The organism is Paenibacillus barengoltzii NBRC 101215 (assembly GCF_004000745.1).
Lineage (GTDB): Bacteria > Bacillota > Bacilli > Paenibacillales > Paenibacillaceae > Fontibacillus > Fontibacillus barengoltzii.
Window position 1 is genome coordinate 1 of the sequence record NZ_BILV01000034.1, and the last position, 18,087, is coordinate 18,087.

Annotated in this window: 14 protein-coding genes; 2 read left to right on the forward strand and 12 right to left on the reverse strand. The window is 53.5% G+C overall.

The window, feature by feature from the left end; genetic code table 11:
* The 5 genes from PBA01S_RS11295 to ftsE all read right to left on the reverse strand — a co-directional run.
* On the reverse strand, positions 1-1,264 hold a 1,264-nt coding region (locus tag PBA01S_RS11295), incomplete at its 3' end, for a PDZ domain-containing protein (protein WP_164744147.1).
* Between the two features lie 140 nt (positions 1,265-1,404).
* Positions 1,405-2,856: a S41 family peptidase gene (locus PBA01S_RS11300; protein ID WP_085278207.1), complete on the reverse strand. Its 1,452-nt coding sequence runs from the start codon at positions 2,854-2,856 to the stop codon at positions 1,405-1,407.
* A 344-nt stretch (positions 2,857-3,200) separates the two neighbouring features.
* Positions 3,201-4,418: a murein hydrolase activator EnvC family protein gene (locus PBA01S_RS11305; protein ID WP_028538113.1), complete on the reverse strand. Its 1,218-nt coding sequence runs from the start codon at positions 4,416-4,418 to the stop codon at positions 3,201-3,203.
* Between the two features lie 87 nt (positions 4,419-4,505).
* Positions 4,506-5,420, reverse strand: coding sequence for a permease-like cell division protein FtsX (gene ftsX, locus PBA01S_RS11310; RefSeq protein WP_036625958.1), 915 nt, complete (start codon positions 5,418-5,420; stop codon positions 4,506-4,508).
* On the reverse strand, positions 5,410-6,096 hold the full coding sequence (ftsE, locus tag PBA01S_RS11315; RefSeq protein ID WP_009225387.1) for a cell division ATP-binding protein FtsE: 687 nt from the start codon (positions 6,094-6,096) through the stop codon (positions 5,410-5,412). Before ftsE ends, ftsX begins: the two co-directional genes overlap by 11 nt.
* A gap of 232 nt (positions 6,097-6,328) precedes the next feature.
* Here ftsE and PBA01S_RS11320 point away from each other — a divergent pair, with 232 nt between their 5' ends.
* A complete protein-coding gene (locus PBA01S_RS11320; protein WP_255315344.1) occupies positions 6,329-7,936 on the forward strand; it encodes a VanW family protein in 1,608 nt (535 codons plus the stop codon).
* Positions 7,937-8,196: 260 nt separating this feature from the next.
* Here the strand turns inward: PBA01S_RS11320 and PBA01S_RS11325 are convergent, their stop codons facing one another.
* On the reverse strand, positions 8,197-8,862 hold the full coding sequence (locus tag PBA01S_RS11325; RefSeq protein ID WP_028538115.1) for a PDDEXK family nuclease: 666 nt from the start codon (positions 8,860-8,862) through the stop codon (positions 8,197-8,199).
* A 368-nt stretch (positions 8,863-9,230) separates the two neighbouring features.
* On the opposite strand from PBA01S_RS11325, the gene PBA01S_RS11330 reads away from it, so the two are divergent.
* Positions 9,231-10,532 (forward strand): CynX/NimT family MFS transporter, encoded by a 1,302-nt coding sequence (locus tag PBA01S_RS11330; protein WP_127576015.1) that lies wholly within the window; start codon positions 9,231-9,233, stop codon positions 10,530-10,532.
* Between the two features lie 94 nt (positions 10,533-10,626).
* Here PBA01S_RS11330 and PBA01S_RS11335 read toward each other — a convergent pair whose 3' ends face one another.
* The 6 genes from PBA01S_RS11335 to PBA01S_RS11360 form a co-directional block, all read right to left on the reverse strand.
* Complete coding sequence (locus PBA01S_RS11335; RefSeq protein ID WP_028538117.1) at positions 10,627-11,898, reverse strand: MFS transporter; 1,272 nt, start codon at positions 11,896-11,898, stop codon at positions 10,627-10,629.
* A gap of 98 nt (positions 11,899-11,996) precedes the next feature.
* Entirely contained in the window at positions 11,997-13,547 is a 1,551-nt protein-coding gene (locus tag PBA01S_RS11340) for an MDR family MFS transporter (RefSeq protein WP_127576016.1), read from the reverse strand.
* 1 nt (position 13,548) lies between these two features.
* Positions 13,549-14,295, reverse strand: coding sequence for a hypothetical protein (locus PBA01S_RS11345; protein ID WP_127576017.1), 747 nt, complete (start codon positions 14,293-14,295; stop codon positions 13,549-13,551).
* A gap of 27 nt (positions 14,296-14,322) precedes the next feature.
* The gene (locus PBA01S_RS11350) at positions 14,323-15,045 is read right to left on the reverse strand and encodes a cell shape determination protein CcmA (RefSeq protein ID WP_127576018.1); all 723 of its coding nucleotides are present in this window, start codon (positions 15,043-15,045) and stop codon (positions 14,323-14,325) included.
* Complete coding sequence (locus tag PBA01S_RS11355; RefSeq protein WP_127576019.1) at positions 15,045-15,689, reverse strand: YhbD family protein; 645 nt, start codon at positions 15,687-15,689, stop codon at positions 15,045-15,047. The genes PBA01S_RS11350 and PBA01S_RS11355 overlap by 1 nt, the downstream gene beginning before the upstream one ends.
* Positions 15,690-15,930: 241 nt before the next feature.
* Positions 15,931-17,928, reverse strand: a complete 1,998-nt coding sequence (locus tag PBA01S_RS11360) for a methyl-accepting chemotaxis protein (RefSeq protein ID WP_085170107.1) — start codon at positions 17,926-17,928, stop codon at positions 15,931-15,933.
* Positions 17,929-18,087: the final 159 nt, after the last annotated feature.

Here is an 18,087-nt window from a genome sequence, read left to right on the forward strand (position 1 = left end):
CCCGCGCCGCACGGGCGCTCGCGCGCGGGCGCAGCAGCTGCAGCAGCGAGAGCGGCTGCAGCCTTACCGCCGCCGGCGCCAGCTCGTCCGGCGCGAGAATCGCGCCGAGCTGGTGGTGATCGCCGGCGTAGATGGCGCGCTGGAGGAATTTACTCTCGCCCGCGAGATTCCGTACCTCCAGCTTGCAGAAAGCCGGGTTGATCCGCAGCGCCGCATGCAGATCTTCCTTCGTAGGCACCGGCACCCCGTTGACCTTCACGATCGATTCGCCGGCCCGGATGCCCAACTCTTCCGCCGGACTGCCCGGCAGCACCGCCAGCACCTTCAGTCCCCCTTGTGGATGGACAAACATCGGGCTGCGTTGCTGCTCCTCGTAACGGCTCAGCCAAATCAACGCTTCGTGCAACCCAAACGCCGCGATGGCGGCTACCAGCATCAGCGGGCTCCACCACGCCGCGAGCAACGCCAGCACGGTGATCACCGCACCATACCCCAGTAGGCGGCTGGACGAAACGCGCGCTTTATCCTGAGGCAGCATCCCCAGCGTCATCTCCGAGAATCCAAGCACGATCGGCAGCCCGATCAAGCTAAAGCCGTCTTGCCAGGCATCTCCGCCAAACAACGGCGTCCACGGCAGAACCCCGCCTAACGTCTGCGCCGGGACGAGCAAGAACAGCGGCACCGGCCACAAGCTTTGCATTTGATACCCGCCGATCAGCTTGCCTCTTTTTCCTTCAAAAAACAACGGCCCCGCAAACGAAGCCCCCTGCCAACGAACCAACAATCCTTCGGCCAAATGCAGCAAGCCGACCAGACAAAGCAATGCCGGAATATCCAGCTCCCGGACGACACGAACAACATCGCTCAGAACCGGGGCCTCTGCAGGATCCGGGATCAGATGGAATACAAACTGGAGGACACCCAGCACACCCACAGCGTAAGCGAGACATAAATAGCGGATGCGGAACAGCATCAGCACCAGCGTAACCACCCAAAGGCAGAGCATTCCCTCCATCGTCAAATTCATTCCAAGGAAGACGAAGACGACGGAAACCGCCAGCCCCGCCAGCAGCCCGCCAAGAGCGGTTTGCCAAGTCTGCAAGCCCCAGCGGTGCAGGCGAACATGAAACAGACGGCGTTCCAGCACAACCTGTCTGCGATAGAGCAGCAGGATGACGATAATCGAGATATAGTAGAACGGCTGCAACAACAGCTGCGCCCCCGCTTCCGCCAGACTCCACAATCCTTCGAGAATGAGATCCAAGAGGTATTCACGCTCCTTTTTTGGTGTACAAGTTCAAGCTTGTCATCTATCCCTAGGAGTAATGATCAGTTCACCTATGTACTCCAACGAAAATCAGAAAAAAAGAGGGCCGCATTTCAGCCCTCTTAGGGATTCGACATTCACTTCGCAATTTCCTTCCGCATAATCTCGAGTGCGCGATTTAACTGCAAGTCGTTTTTCGGATCGCGGATTTGTTGGATGATGCTGGCTTCCAAAGCCCCGGCGGTTTTCTCGTCCAGCACGCCGTTTGCCGTAAGCTTCTGGTCCGTCTGGAACTTTTTCAGCGCCTTCTCGGTGCTTTTATCGAAATATCCGTCTTTCCGACCCGGATTGTATCCGAGTCCGTCCAGCATCGTTTGAGCGCTTTTGATATCCTCACCGAGCATATCGTATTTGTACGTTTTTTCCTTATTGATGGGTGCTACCATAAAATAATCCGGCTGGGACACCTCAACATCCGGCTTAATCCCCTTCTTATGGATCCATTCGCCGTTTGGCGTCAGCCATTTGGCAATGGTGATCTTCAGCATGCTGCCGTCGCCCATTTCCTGACTGTAGCTGGATTGCACCGTTCCTTTACCGTAAGTTGTCTCACCAACCAGCTTCGCTCCTGCAGATTCCTGGAGAGCACCGGCCAGAATTTCCGAGGCGCTGGCGCTGCCCTTGTTGGTCAACACAACGACCGGGTAGGACTTCCCGCTTCCTTTGGAAACCGATTGCTGCCGGCGTTTATATTTATCCTCGATTTGGACGATGGCTTTCCCTGCCGGCACGAACTGTTCGGACATCGCCTCGACGACGTCCAGCACCCCGCCCGGGTTGTTGCGCACATCGATGATCAGGCCTTTCATGCCTTGTTTCTCGAGGTTTTCCAGCTCCTTCTTGAAACGATCCGCCGTATTCAGCGAAAACTCGGTCACCGTAATAACCCCGATTTTGCCATCCTTCATCTCAGCATAGACCGTTTCCAGTGCAATGTCATCGCGGACAATCTCGAATTCCAGCGTATTGGCGACGCCAGCGCGTTTGACCTTCACCTTCGCAACGGTGCCTTTCGGGCCGCGAATTTTGGCCACTGCCTCATTTAGGCTCAGCCCCTCGAATGACTCCCCATTCACCGACAACAGGATATCCTTCGGTTGAATGCCGGCTTTTTCAGCAGGAGAGCCCTTGATTGGGGAAACGACCACGACATTGCCGTTCTCCATGGACACCTCTGCCCCAATTCCGGTAAAAGAACCCTCAATCTGCTCCGAGAATTGCTGCGCCGTATCCGGGGCCATGTACGAGGAGAAAGGATCCCCCAGCGCATTCATCATCCCGTCGATCGCACCATCAATTAACTTGTTCGTATCCACGTCCTCGACGTAGTTTTTTTGGACGAGCTGCAGCGCCGTCTCGATTTTTTTGATATTTTGCTTCGAGCCGGTGCCGGCCGTGTCGGCATAACTTCCGCTGCGCAGCGGTCCCGTTCCGGCAAAGCTCCATTCCCCCGTCAGCGTTAACGTCAACAAGCTGCTGACCAGCATGGCTGCGACAACGAGCAGGGCTACCGTACGACCTTTAAACATCCTTGATCACCGCCTCCGAAAAAATGAACATCACCGGGCGGCGTGCCCGGCACGTCCGAATTGAACGTCACATAGTATATGTTCCACCCATGAGAAATATTTACAATTTAAGGTGGATTTAAAATTGGCTTCTTATCACGATGCACTTTCAAGCAGCCTAGTCCACGTCGAATCTTGAATTCAGCCGAGCCTTCCGTTGCTCACGTAGGTTCTGCCTACGCTCCGCTACTCAGTCTCTAGCTTCATCCAACCTTCTCGGTGCTAATAACCCAATCTAACGGTGAAAACGGACCCTGCCCCAAAGAGGCGGTATCCGTTTTCGCTCGAACACTATAGTTATTTTATTACAAATAAGGCATTGGGTCTACCGGGTTACCGTTGATCCGGACTTCGAAGTGACAGTGAGGACCGGTGGAATTGCCCGTGCTTCCGACTTCGGCAATTTTTTCGCCTTTCTTCACGTGCTGGCCTTTCTCAACCTTAATCCCGCCGTTGCGAATATGGCCGTAAAGCGTCCATACGTTGTCACCGTGGTCGATGATGACCGTGTTGCCGTAGCCGCTCCACCATTCTGCAACGATGACGACGCCGTCCTGGGCAGCATGAATGTCCGTACCTTGCGGTGCTGCGAAATCCACACCTGTATGGGTCTTCTTCACACCCGTAATTGGATGGATACGCGTACCGTAGCCGGAAGAGATGCGTGCACCATCCACCGGCAATCCAAAGGAACCTCCGTTCCCCTTAAATCCGCCGGAACCGGACGAAGTCTTCTTATATTTGTATACTTGTGCAGCCTTCAGCTTGTTCTTCTCTTGTTCCAACGCCGACCGTTTCTTCGCCAGCTCAACCAGGAGCGCTTCTTGCTCCGCGCTGATATCTTCGGATTCCTCGATCTCCGCGTTGTATTTCGCAATCAACTGCTGCTTCTCGATCTCCTTTGCTTCCAGATCGCTCTTCCGCGACTCGGCATCCGCATAAAGCTGCTTCACTTTGGCATAATCCTGCTCCAGTTGTTGCTTCTGTTGCTCAATCAGTTCCTTATCCCGTTTATGCTCGTCCAACAGGATATGGTCTTGATTGGCAATCGCTTGGAGGGAGTCCGCGCGCTCAAGAAAATCGGTGAAGCTGGTAGAGGACAGCAGCACATCTAAATAGGAAACGACGCCATCCGTATACATCAACCGAACGCGAGTGTCGAGCAAGTGGGATCGCTCTTCAATTCGCGCCTGGGTCTCGTCCAATTTTTGCGCGGTTTCACGCAGATCCTCTTCCGTTTCCTCAATTTCGAGGGAGATTTTCGTTAACTCATTGCTGACAACCTCAATCTGACTCATTAATTGCTTCAGATAGTTGGTGTTTTTATTGACGTAATGCTGCGCTTCCTGCTTCTGACTCTCGGCTTTCTCCTGCTGCGCTTTGGCTTGCTTAGCCTGCTCCTGAAGCTGCTTCAGCTCTTTGTCAATCTGGCTGATGGTTTTGGTCTTGGCGAAGCCTTCAGTAGGTTGGAAAATCAAAGCGGCTAATGCGACAACGGTGAGTGTGGTTATCCATTTCTTCAACTTCGTTTCCCCATCCTTCTTGTATAAGGTAGTTAAAAGTTCGACTCTTCTAGATATAAGAAGACCTCGGCTTTTGATTGCAATGTGCTACACCTTCAAGAACTTCCGAATCGACATCGTACTTCCCCAAATGCCAATCAAAAGTCCTAAGCCAACCAGCAATCCGCCTAGTTCCAGACCGATATCTTGCAGCGGCACCAGTTGAATAGCCAGCGTCACGTCGGATTTGACCGAGGTCACCAGCTCGTTATAACTAAAGAACAGCACGCCAACGGTGATCAAAGAACCGATCAAACCTATGAGTGCGCCTTCTACGAAGAACGGCCAGCGTATAAAGGTATTCGTCGCGCCCACCAGCTTCATGATGCCAATCTCCCGGCGACGGGCTAAGATCGTAACCCGGATCGTATTGGAGATGAGGAACATCGCCATCAGGGCAAGACCCGCTACAAAGGCAAATCCGATATTGCGGATCGCCCGGGTGATTTTAAATAACTTTTCCACCGTACCTTGTCCGTAGTTAACCTTATAGATCGGCTTCTCTTCGTATTTATCGTTCAGGGCATTAATCTTGCTGGCTACGTAAGGCACCGTAGTAGGTTCAATGACCTGAACCTCAAACGTATCAGGAATCGGGTTCGTCGTCTCGTCGTACCCTTCCAGCAGATCCTTGCCTTCCTCGCCGAGCTTCTCCCGGAAATCCTTGAGGCCTTCGGCTTTAGGAATCAGTTTCACTTTGCTGACTTCTTCCATGGAGCCGATATCGTTATAGATCTGGTCGCGTACGGCTTCGGTCACATCTGAGTTGAGGTATGCTTTGATCTGTACCTGGCTGTCCGCCTCATCGGCAAACGCATTGACGTTCAGCACTAGCAAGGTGAACACGCCTAAGATCAGCAACGATACGATGATCGAGGTGATGGACGCCACCGACATCCAACCGTTGCGGAACACGCTCTTTGCGCCTTCCCGCAAATGCCGCAAGAAGGTGCTAATAGTCATAACCATATTCCCCTCTCAGCTGGTCTCGCACGATATTGCCGTGTTCAATCGCGATGACGCGTTTGCGCATCGTATTGACAATCTCTTTGTTGTGGGTAGCCATAACGATTGTAGTGCCTCGGAAGTTGATTTCGTCCAGCAGCTGCATAATCCCCCAGGAGGTCTCAGGATCGAGATTCCCCGTAGGCTCGTCCGCAATAATGACGGAAGGATTATTGACGATCGCTCGAGCGATCGCCACCCGCTGTTGCTCACCGCCGGATAGTTGGGATGGATCGCGGTTTGCTTTATTTTTCAGCCCGACCAGGTCGAGCACTTCCATTACGCGTTTCTTAATAATCTTCTTCGGGGCTTCGATCACCTCCAAAGCAAACGCCACGTTCTCGTAAGCCGTTAGCTTCGGGAGCAGACGAAAGTCCTGGAAAATCACCCCGATATTTCGGCGCACATAGGGAATTTTGCGAGGTTTTAGCTTGCCAATGTTAAAGCCGTTCACAGAAATCTGCCCCTTGGTGGGCACTTCTTCCCGGTAAATCAGCTTCATAAAAGTCGATTTCCCTGCGCCGGAGGGACCAACCAAATACACGAATTCATTACGGTCGATCTTGACCGAAACGCCTTTAAGGGCGTGGGTACCGTTCGGATATGTCTTCCAGACATCCTGCATTTCTATCACTTGATCACGTCCTAAATCTATGATTCCGTTTCTATAGGTGGCCCTATCTTACATTCGACATGTTCCAGCCAAATCCTTTAAAAGTTGAGGAAATTCCTTGAAGTCCGATATTTATTGTAACAAAGATGTTACCACTTGAGTACCCGAAAGTTTCCAGCTGTTTGATCATACATATAGTTGTACAAGGTTCTTTTCTATGAATCTCAAGGGCTGCGGCCTAAAGGAGACGGCTATGAAAAAGAAACATTTGGCAGCTATATTCCTCTGCGTTGGGCTTCTCGGCGCCGCAAGTTGGGGAGCGCTCACACTCTATGTCTCACAGGACACCCTGCCTGCGGGCACCGTTGTGGCCGGATTGGATCTGGGTCGGCGCCAGCGCGATGAAGCGCTGCGGCTCCTTGACCAGGAGATCGCCGCATTAAACCGTAAGCAAGCTGTGTTTACGGTCGACGGCAGCACGAAAACCCTCACCTGGGCGGAAGCCGGGGTTACGTTTGATGCAGAAGCTTTTCGCGAAGAGGTGCAACGGCTGGAAGAGGGCTCCTTATGGGAACGAGGAGTGGCGAGAAGAAGTTTTCATCGGCAGTGGACGCTCACCATCACCTTCGATCCGCAGAAGCTGCAGACGGTGTTTTCCCCTGAATGGGAAAAGAATCGATTCGGCTCCCCGGTGAACGCTGTGCGGACGATTACTCCTCAAGACCAAATTCGCTATTTGCCGGGAACGGCCGTGCAGCGCATCGACTGGGATCGTTTGTTGGAGATGGTGCCGAAGCAGCTTGGAGAAGAAGTACGCCGTTTGGAGAAAAATTCATGGCATGAACCAACCCCAAACCCGTTGTCGAAGCAGCTTCCCACCTTTCAATTTACCGTGCCGCTCAAGACAGTAGAGCCTGAAATCACGGTGGAACGGCTGAAAAAAGAAGGCATCCGCCGCAAAATCGTCCAGTTCTCCACGAGCCTGATGACTAGCGGGGCCGGACGGGTGCATAACGTGGACGCGGCGGCTCGCAGCATCGACGGGATGGTACTGGCTCCGGACGAAATTTTCGACTATGGTGAAGTCATTGAATATGCGGAGAAGACGTACGGCTTCCGGGAGGCGCCGGTCATTTTTGGAGGGCGGCTGACCCCTGGGGTAGGAGGCGGCATTTGCCAGGTCTCGAGTACGCTCTACAATGCAGCGGTTCGTGCCGGGCTGACCATCGTGGAGCGACGCAACCATTCCCTTCCGGTCAAATACTTGCCCAAAGGTCAAGACGCCACGTTCGCCAAAGGCTACATCAACTTCCGCTTCCAAAACACCTCCGGCCACCATCTCCTCATCCGCGCCGAGGTGAAAAACGGTCAACTAACTGTTAAGCTTTTTGGCGATATGCCGGAGAACGTGAGTTACACGCTGGAGTCCCGTACAACCGAAGTCATTTCCCCGCCCAACAAGTATGTGATCAACCGCTCCTTGCCTGCGGGCAGCCAGCAAGTGCTCGTGCGTGGAAAGCAAGGATATGTCGTGGAGACATACCGCATCAAGAAAGTGGACGGCAAGACCGTTGAGCGCACGTTACTCTCCAAAGATACCTATCCGGCACAACCCAACGTCATCGCGGTGCGTGAAGTCAAAGCTGGTTCGACTGGGGGCAGCAATAGCGGAGATACGGGGAGCGGTGGCGGCAACCGTGGGAGCAACGGAAGTGGTAACCGCGGTAGTCAAAGCGGTGGTACAGGATCCGGGGGGCAAGGCGGCACAAGTGGATCGGGGAATTCTAACGGCGGAACGTCTTCGGATAACCTACCCAAACAGATCTTAGAGGACGGCGTCACCGGTCCGAATTTTCGATGAGCATCGCGGGGAGGAGGCCTTGCCGCTCCCCTCTCCCTTCTAACCCGGGCGATAACGGTAAAAATGGACCTTATTTCGTCAATTTCACGCCACTTCACCGAGATAAGGGAAAATTGTGGCGTTATTTTACGATATGAAGCCTAAACTCATGCTTAATGCGACGTTTCCTTAATGATAAGGACATTATTTACCGTTATTTCCCCGGAAATTGTCTGGGCGAGTCAAATAAGACCACAAAAGGGCGCTATTCTCCATTCGAGTTACAAAAGAAGACGCTCGGCGTCGAGCGAAAGTCGATAGGAACGAACGCGTACGCTGCCGCTGGCAGGTTGGATCCACTGTTTCTCAGACAGTTGTCTTAGCCATTTGCGAGCTGTTTTGCTTTCCACTCCCATCATGTGACAGATGTCCCCCGGTGTTAAAGGTCTCCCCGCGCGAAGGAACTGACGAAGCAGCTCCCTCTCATGGTAGTTGGCCTGCAACAAAGAATCCGCCTCCCCCAGCCACCTTCCCATAAACTGCTGCAATGTTTGCTGACAGTAACGCGGGTTCTCGCTGACGTCATCGTATGTAAATCGCAGCACCTTCCAACCATCCAGAATCAAGTCGTTTTGCCGCCGACATTGGTCGGAGAAGCGATCCCGGCTGATCCCGCGCAGATGCGGGCCATATCCGTCGATTTCAATGGCAAGCTTAATTCCGGAACGTAGGTAAGCAAAGTCAAGATAGCGGTATCCGTCTTTAAAATCGGTCACCTCATATTCAGGATGAAGCTGCCGAAAATGCCCGAAAGCGGGCCACCATACTTTTTCGACAAATGCCTTTTCCGCATACCCATGCCCCTCCCTCAATCTTCGTTCTCTCTCCCCTTGCCGGCGTCCCAAATGATCGCTGATCCACTGCGCATACGTCTCCTGAAATCCCATCCAACCAACCTCCTCCAATGGAAAAATAAAACGCCTTCCGTCGACGGACGAGACAACTACATCGTCCAACAACAAAAGGCGTGTGCTTCACGGCTCTATATTTGTTTTGTGATTTACTCATTATTATACCACATGCTCGCCATATTCTTCCATATACTTCTCCAACTGGAACAGGTGACCAATCACCCAAAATTTGCCGCACGATGTAAACTTGAAGTATACTGGACTGCATCTGAGACCTGCCACAAACGTTCCTCATAAATTTACTGCATAAAATAATTCGCAGCGTCTCCAAACTAGGGTATCAACTTCAAGAGCACCGCTCTTGTTGCTGATTTCGTCGATGTAAGAAGGAGGCTTCCTTATAGATGAATAAAACGATCGTGTCCGCCTCTAACCCAGACTTCGATCAAACGCGCCGCACCTCAGTATGGCTACTGGTCACCGCCGTGCTTCTGACCGCCGCTGCCTTGCGGTCGCCCATCACCGGTGTAGGCGCCCTCATTGGCGAAATCGAGGCGGCCACGGGCTTGTCGCACGCGATGTCGGGCATGCTGACGACACTGCCGCTGATCGCCTTCGCGGTGTTTGCGCTGGCTGCACCCGGCTTGTCCGCAAAGCTTGGGATCGAGCGGACGCTGTTCTACAGCATGGTCCTGATGACCGGCGGCATCCTCGTCCGCTCTCTGCCGTCCGTTGCTGCGCTGTTTGCCGGCACCGCGTTGATCGGCATCGCGATCGCGGTCTGTAACGTGCTGCTGCCTGGGTTGATCAAACGCGACTTCCCGCAGCAAGTCGGTTTGATGACCAGCCTGTTCACCACGTGCTTGACTTTCTGGGCGGCGATTTCCTCCGGGATCAGTGTACCGCTGTCCCAAGGTCCACTGGGGTGGCGTGGCGCATTAACCATTTGGGTGGTGTTGACGGCGATCGCCAGCTTGGTCTGGCTGCCGCTGTTGCCAAAACGCACCGAAGCTGGCCAGAACCTGAACAAAGCAACCGTTGCGGGCCGCTCCGCCACCCCGGAGGGTGAAGTAACCAACACTACGGCACGCCCGCAGTCCGATCTGAGCCAAGCTTCCGGCTCGCGCCTTCGTATTTGGCGTTCACGGGTTGCCTGGCTGGTGACGATGTTTATGGGCTTCCAGTCGATCCTGTTTTACGTCAGCATTTCGTGGCTGCCGGACATCCTGCAGGAGCGCGGGATGAATGCCGAACAAGCCGGTTGGATGTTATCGCTGATGCAGTTAGTCAGTATGGCCGGCTCCTTCTTAATGCCGCTGTTCGCCGCGCGATCGGACAACCAGAAGTGGCTGACCGCCGCCTCCGCTGCGTTATGCGTGATAGGTTTTGGCGGCATCTGGGCCGGATCGGTCTCGTTAGCTCCACTCTTTATCCTTCTGCTTGGGGTTGGTTCCGGCTCCACCTTTGGTCTGGCGATCGTGTTCTTCTCGCTGCGCTCGCGCACAACGGAGCAGGCCAGTGCTCTATCTGGCATGGCTCAATCGATTGGTTATATCTTGGCTGCTTTTGGGCCAACGCTGTTTGGCTATCTCCACGATCTTAGCGGCAATTGGGACACCCCGCTTGCTGTGATCACCGGTGTTTCGATCATAACCGCCCTCTTTGGCTATGCCGCAGGGCGCAAGGGAGATGTTGATGCACGCTAAAGGAGATGCAAGCCCCAAGCCACAACTCAAAAAAGCTGTCCCCGAGGCCCTCAATTAGGCCCCAAAGGGACAGCTTTTTCATTTATTGCCAACCTCAGCTCGTTGGCTGACCTTCCAGATGCGGCTGCGGCTGTGGCTGCACCGCCGGCTTGTGCTTGAAGATCGGGACTAGGATCATCGCGCCCAGCAGCATGATGGTGCCGGATACCGCGTAAATGCCAACAAGCGGGAAGAACGTCTTCAACACGCCGGACACCGACATCATGATGACCATCATGCCCATAAACATCGGGCTAAGTACGCCATTGACGCGGCCGACATAGGATTGCTCCGTCCATTGCAGGATCATCGTGTTGATTCCGATCTGGATGCAAGGGAATGTCAATCCGTTCAGGAACTGCAATGCCAACGTCAACGGAACGCTGGTCGACAGCCCCATGCCCACGATACAGACAGCGCTGACCGCCATCCCGAAGGCTAACAGCATTTGAGGCGGGATTTTTTTGGCTAAGCCCATAATTACACCGCCGCCAATCAACATCGCTACCCCGTTCACCGCCAGCAAAAATTGCAGAAATTCCTTAGGTTGACCCAAACGTTCGGTGACGACAAACAACCCCAGCGTCTGAATAATCCCAACCGAGAAGCCAGCAATGGCAAACGTGGCGCCCAATACCTTCAGTACCGGACTACGCCATACATAGCGGAAGCCGTCCGCCAGTTCCTTGCGAATATTGGAGGTTTTCTCCTGTTTCTCCTCTGGCTCCGCATCCGCCGGCAGCCGGAACAGCACCAAAGCGGAGAGCAGGAAAGCCACGCCCATCACGCCAATCGAGATGTAAATCCCAAATTGATGATAGGAGTAAATCCCCAGCGACGGCCCAATCACCATGAAAATAGCGACCAACGACTGGAACAACGCCATCCCTTGCTGCACTTTATCCGGATGGACATGCTGCTTAAACAGCTTCATAACTGACGGCTGCGAGAACTGCGACAAAATGGCCGAGATAAAGGTGGCAAAATAAACCGCTTCCCACGAACCGTACAGCAACGTCAGCAGTACGGCGAAGACCGACACCGCGGACAGGAAGTCGCACCAGATCATCGTCCGCTTCGGCTTCCAGCGATCCGCAAATGCCCCTCCGATGAATGAGAACACGAAGATCGGCGCAAACTCCACGACGGAAATGAGCGAAATCGCCAGCGGATCGTTATTGGTCTGGTCAGTGACAAACATCAGAATCGCAAAGTTACGGACCCAGATCCCAATCTGCAAGAACAGGTTAGAGATCAGGATCGTCTGGTAGAACCTGTTCCGGAACAAGCTCCCGGAAGGCAAAGCCTGTGACTCATTACTTTTCACGTAAACACCTCATTATTGCTCAGGATAAACTATAGATTATCCATATGAACTGTAGGGATGTCAATTGTTTCTTTGATTCCCTTGAATCTGGATATATCTCACTCCGAAACCACCGGCTTCTTTTCAGTACGACTCGCCGCATTAGGCCCAAACCCGCTCATTTTGGCATGGCCCATAAAACATACCGTGATCAAAGCCAGAACAGCTGGCACCAGCGTCCACCAAAACATCGTGGTAATCGACTTCGACAGATCCGTTACAATCTGCTCCAGGACCGGTGCCGGAATGGCTTTACGTGCTTCCGAAGCCAGGAGCGTCCGAGGATCATCCAGGGATGGAAGCCCTTCGGCTCCGCCGCCCATGCCGGATAACGATTCACTTAACCGATTGGCGAACAAGTTGCGTTGCACGATCCCAAAAATCGTAATCCCCACCGTCATCCCCAGCGAGCGAATGAACGACATCGTCGAGCTGGCGGCTCCCCGCTGCGAAGGTCCAAAGTCCTGAATGGCCGACATCCCCAGTACAGAGAAGGAGAACCCGACGCCAAAACCTGCGGTGGCCATATAAATCGACAGCAACGTCTTGGTCGTGTCCGGCGTAATTGTCGCCAGCAATGCAATCCCCACGATAAAAATAACAGCCGATAAGATCATCACGTTACGGAAACTGGTGCGCTGCACGAGAAAGCCCCCGACTTGAGAAGCAACTACGGAGCTCAGCGTCATCGGCAGCAGGATCAAGCCGGAATTGGTGGCTGTACCGCCCGTGACCCCTTGTACGAACAAGGGAATGTACACCGAAGCTGCGATAAAGGCCGCACCGTAGAACAACCCGGCGAGATTGCTGCTGGCAAACAGCCGCTTCCGGAACATCGCGAAGGAGATGATCGGCTCCTCCGCCTTACGTTCTACCAGCAGAAAAATCGTAAACAGCACGGCAAACGCCGCAAACAGGCCAAGGATCTGTCCGGAATCCCAGGCGTACAACTGCCCGCCCAGTTCCAAGGCAAACATCAGGGCAACCACTGCACCAATCAAGGTTACTGCCCCCCACCAATCGATGCGTTGTTTGGAGTGAACGGCCGATTCCCGGTAAAAAGCCAAGATCAGGAACAAAGCGACGATCCCCAGCGGGATATTGATGTAGAAATTCCAGCGCCAGTTCAGATGGTCGGTAATAAATGCCCCAAGCAACGGGCCGGCCAGGCTGGAGATCCCGAAGACGACGCCAAACAAACCGCCCATGGCACCGCGTTTCTCCACCGGGAACACATCAAACACGATGGCAAAAGCGATGGGCATCAATGCCCCGCCCCCGATCCCTTGGATCGCACGGTAGATGCTGAGCTGTACAATGGTGTCAGCCGTACCACAGAGAATAGACCCTAACAAGAACAATGCTATGCCAAAAACAAAGAAACGTTTCCGCCCATACATATCGGACAGCTTACCGAAGATCGGCATCGCCGCCATTTCCGCGACCATGTATGCGGAGGTCACCCATACGTATTTATCCAGTCCACCGAGCTCGGACACGATCGTGGCCATTGCCGTAGACACGATCGTATTGTCCATGGCGGACATTAAGATGCCGAGCAGCAGACCGGCAACCACGAAGCCGAGACGGCTGCTTTTTTGCGTGTTCATCTTATTCATTCCTCCAAACGTTCAAGTGCTCCCCCACCTCGCTGTGCGGGTCTTGATGATAGTGCTTTGTATATTCCACGAGTCGGATCCGACAGCCCGGACCAATATGGACATCCCCGCCGCGCACGACATCGGCTACGGTATTTTCCAGGCGAATGACATCCCCTTCAATCACCCTTGCCTGCAACGCCGGTGTGCCCCATTGCTTAAACAGCGATACCCACTTCCAGGTCGGGTGCGGAGCGATGCGGATGTGCCCGCCGACAATTTCCCCCGCTTCGCTGCGGCCGAACATCCCAATCTCCACCCGCTCGGCATTGATCGTGCCTTGGGTTTGAATCGCCCCCTTGAGGCGCAACCGTTCGGCCTGACAGTCACCATTCAACTCGCAGCTTCCAAACAGCCCAATCTCCTCTCCTGCGATGCCGCCATCAATGCGAAGCTCCCCATTCAGCTTGGCTCGGCCTGCTTGAAGCCCGCCTCGGACGTTAAGGGTGCCGGTAAGATGCAGCTCTTCTCCGCGCATCGGCCCGGTAACCTCAATCGTGCCAGTCGCCTTGACGGTCTCGGCACGCAAGCCTCCGTCCACCTCCAGCGTTCCGGTACAATTCAAGCTGCGGCAATTCACATCTCCATTGATTTCGCCTTCGCCGACAATTTTCACTTTATTAAAAACCCCGCCGTTTGATGTCCCGTTGCCAACGATCTTCAAATCGGCGCTGCGGTCTTGCATAACTTGTTCAGCCATCCTCAATCCCTCCTGAGTGATGAGTCGTTATTTCTGTTCCGCGCGCCCAACCGAAGCCTGCGGTGAAACCTCATAGTGTTCCTTATACTCCACGCGGCCAATTTCGCAGCCCGGTCCAATCACAACCGAGTTACCGCGCACCACTTCCGCCTTCGTCCCCTCCAGCCGAATGTCATCTCCCTCGATTACATCGACCGTCAACCGCGAAGCCCACATGGGAGAGATGTAATCCAACAGACGTTTGCCTTTGCGCTGGCGAACCACAATCACTTCCCCGCCGATTTCCTTCGCATGGCAAGGACCCTCCAAATCCAGCTTCAGATTTCCCGCATTCAGCATCCCGCCAACCTGAAGCTGGCCGTCCACCTCCGCGGTTTCAAATTCAGCATTGCCGTCCAGCTTCAAAGCGCCGTCCACCTTCGCCGTCTCACCAATCACAGAGCCTTTGGATTGGAGCATTCCTTGGACATGCAGCGAGGTGAATCGCACATCTTGGCGGACCTTCAACATTCCGTCCAGCTCGATTTTGCCGCCCTGCAGCAACCCCTCCGAGGAACCAGTGCCGTTGAAGCTCATTTGGCCAGCTTGGATCGTTCCTTTGATTTTCAGCGTCCCGTTGGCTTCCAAGACTTCGCAGATAATGTCCCCGTTTAATGTGGCAATGCCCTCCGTCTGGATTTCACGGTACACGCCGCCGGATGCCTGACCTACACCGTTAATTTTCAAATCCTTAACGCTTCGTTCCGCCATCATCCTTCACTCCCGCTCACCAATAGTTTTAATTCCTCTGTGCAGCGCGCCAGCGATAACCGAACGATCGTCCGGACACTGCGGTCAACAAAAATCTCCCCATCCTCCGGCACCAGGATAAAGGCAGCCACCCCCATTTTACGGATGAGATGTACGCCGCATTCCTTCCCAGCCAAGCCTGGTAAATGGTCCTCAAGCGCCTGAACCAATAAACGCCCTTCCTCGAGGGAAATATCCCCGCTTTGCAGCAGCTTATCGAGCACGTAGACGATTAACATCTGATCGAAGCCAAAGTTCGGCTGCGCCTCTTTCTTCTCTGTAGTCTCCATATATAAGTTCAACGATGTAGATGTAACAATGTTTCGTTCCAGTAGTTCATCCGCGCTTAAACGGATATCCTTCGGACTCCCTGAGAAGACATCCGCCAGCGCATCCAGCGATAAATCGTCCTTCATGCCCAGAATGCGGTCAATGCGCTGCAGGATTTTTTCCCTTGGAAAATACGTTTCTTGCCCGGTAAAAGACGATTTACGGATAAACCACTGTTCCGGGATCAGGTTCTTGCGCTTCCAGCGATACAACTGTCCATACGAAATGCCTGTCAGATCCAGCAATTCCTTTTTGGAAATCAAATCCTCACTCATTGTCATGCTCCTTTCATTGCACAAACAGCGTAACATAACATTGTTACGTTGTAAAGCAGGCGTGAATGGAGATCGATCCAAGTCGTTGCTGCTATTCATCTTAATCGACCCTCGGATCTTCTCCATCCGTCTCGGGGCGGATTTATGCGCCCGGCTCAGGGTGGAAATCTCAAACGAAAAAAAGCCCCTCGCCACGAACTGTGACTAGGGGCATGAACGGCATAGATTCTATTTTGACCTCTTATAGCTTAAACCGATCGATCTGCGCATGCATATCTGCGGCCATCCGAGCCAAGCCTTCTGAGGCGGAGGAGATCTCCTCCATGGACGCCAGCTGTTCCTGGGTTGCCGCCGTCACCTCTTGCAGGCCCTCCATGCTGCTGGCCGAGGTTGCTGCGATTTGTTCAACTGCGTGAGCGATTTGATCGGCACTCGCCGACATTTGCTGCGTGATGGCCGACACTTCATGAATTTGCGCCGATATCCGCTGCGTAGACCGCTCGATCGCTTGGAAGGCCGTTTGCGCTTCCTCGGTTACGGCTCTTCCCCGCTCGACATTCGTATTCACCTTATGATTCATGACTTCGTAGGCCTTGCTCGTAAGTTCGGTCATCTGTCCGATAGTCCGTTGAATCATTTCCGCTGTCGCTCCAGACTGTTCCGCCAGTTTACGCACTTCGCCCGCTACCACCGCGAAGCCGCGTCCTTCCTCGCCAGCCCGAGCCGCTTCGATCGCTGCGTTAAGCGCCAACAGATTGGTTTGGTTGGCAATCTCCGTAATCGCACTGCTCATTCCGGCAACCTGTCCGCTGAGCTCATTCATCTGTTGCAGGATATCCGCCGATTCCAGCGTCGACCGGCGAATCTCATCCATTTGCAAACCGACCAGATTCACCTTCCCACTGCCTTCTCGAACCTCCTCCACCGTTTGCAATGAAGACTCGACGATCAGGCCGGACGCGTCCGCGATTTTTCGGATGCCTTGAGACATTTCATCCATCGTTTTGGCACTTTCTAACGAAGCAGCGGCTTGTTTCTCCGCATGATCCGAGGCATCCGACACCAGCTGGGCAACATGTTCAACCGCCTTGGCGTTCTGCTCGGTACTCGCATTTAATTCTTCGCTGGAAGCGGTCAACTGGCCCGCCGTTCCTGACATCTCTCGTACCATTCCCCGCAGGGAAGCCAACATGCCGTTGTAGTTCGCAGCCAACTCCCCAATCTCATCCTTGCGCTTCGTGATGACATCCTCGTTCAGGTAACCTTCACTCACCCGTTTAGCCGAGCGATTGAGCTGCTCGATCGGACGCGTGATGCTCAAGATCGTTAGGATGAGCAGGACGCCCGCAATGATCATGGAGACACCTAGAACCATAAGGGAGGTCCACATGATCGGCTTCGAGGCGTCGCGGAATTCCTGCACATCCAGAACCCCAACGATTTTAAACCCGGTCAGTGGGTTGGTCGTAAAAAACGCGCTTTCTTCCTTCCCGGTTTCTGGATCGGTATACGTCAAATAGCCCGACTCCGCCTCATGGATTTTCGCCAGATGTTCACCTGAAGCCTCTTCACCAACCGTTTTGGTCGGATGCGAGACGAACTTGTTCGAACGGTCCAAGATATAAATATACCCGCGTTCCCCCAAGTGAATGCTGCTGACGTCCGCATTCAGTTTTGCCAGGTCCAGGGCGACCGTGATCGCTCCTTGATGGTCTTTTAACGCGCGGCTGATATAAAGATTAAAATTGCCGGTCGTCGCCGATACGAACGGATCAATGATTACGGTTTCCTCCGGGTTTTCCATGGAGGTGATATACCAATCCCGTTTGCGCGGGTCATAGTCCTGTTTGCCAGGATCGGGGGCTTTCATCCACGCTCCGTTCTGATTGCCAACTACCAGATTCTCTAGCTCTGGATGTTTTTCTACGAAGAGGTCAATGAGTTTCCGCAGCTCCGGAGATTTGGCATCCACCTGGGCGGAATCGATTTGCTGCACCAGCTGCTCCACGTTGCGAACCTCTGCCTCCACGATATGGTTAATCGTATCATTCAACAGATTTACGCTCGATCGGGTGTTGTCATCCATTTGTTCATGTAACTGTTCGCTGGCGCGGGTATAGCTGGAGTAAGAGGTCGCCAGATTAGGGACCGCCAGCAGTACGGCAAAAATGATGAGCATCCGGTTGCGTAGTGTACGGACCTCCAACAATTGTCGAATCTGCATCCATCTTTTTTTCATCGTCGTTCTTCTCCTTTTATTTTGTAATGGGCATCCTGTGCTTCTTGTTGTCTGCCAAGGGTTGATCAACTACAAAACCGCGCCAATGTTGCTTCAGTCTGAGTCAATGCACCAAAATAAAAGGCTTGGCAAGATAAGTTATTACTATCTTTCGACAAA

Bases quoted from the DNA above. Each gene is read 5' to 3' on its own strand.
- PBA01S_RS11300 (WP_085278207.1), bottom strand. From the start codon at position 2,856: ATGTTTAAAGGTCGTACGGTAGCCCTGCTCGTTGTCGCAGCCATGCTG.
- ftsX (WP_036625958.1), bottom strand. From the start codon at position 5,420: ATGACTATTAGCACCTTCTTGCGGCATTTGCGGGAAGGCGCAAAGAGC.
- PBA01S_RS11320 (WP_255315344.1), top strand. From the start codon at position 6,329: ATGAAAAAGAAACATTTGGCAGCTATATTCCTCTGCGTTGGGCTTCTC.
- PBA01S_RS11325 (WP_028538115.1), bottom strand. From the start codon at position 8,862: ATGGGATTTCAGGAGACGTATGCGCAGTGGATCAGCGATCATTTGGGA.
- PBA01S_RS11330 (WP_127576015.1), top strand. From the start codon at position 9,231: ATGAATAAAACGATCGTGTCCGCCTCTAACCCAGACTTCGATCAAACG.
- PBA01S_RS11340 (WP_127576016.1), bottom strand. From the start codon at position 13,547: ATGAACACGCAAAAAAGCAGCCGTCTCGGCTTCGTGGTTGCCGGTCTG.
- PBA01S_RS11345 (WP_127576017.1), bottom strand. From the start codon at position 14,295: ATGGCTGAACAAGTTATGCAAGACCGCAGCGCCGATTTGAAGATCGTT.
- PBA01S_RS11350 (WP_127576018.1), bottom strand. From the start codon at position 15,045: ATGGCGGAACGAAGCGTTAAGGATTTGAAAATTAACGGTGTAGGTCAG.
- PBA01S_RS11355 (WP_127576019.1), bottom strand. From the start codon at position 15,689: ATGAGTGAGGATTTGATTTCCAAAAAGGAATTGCTGGATCTGACAGGC.
- PBA01S_RS11360 (WP_085170107.1), bottom strand. From the start codon at position 17,928: ATGAAAAAAAGATGGATGCAGATTCGACAATTGTTGGAGGTCCGTACA.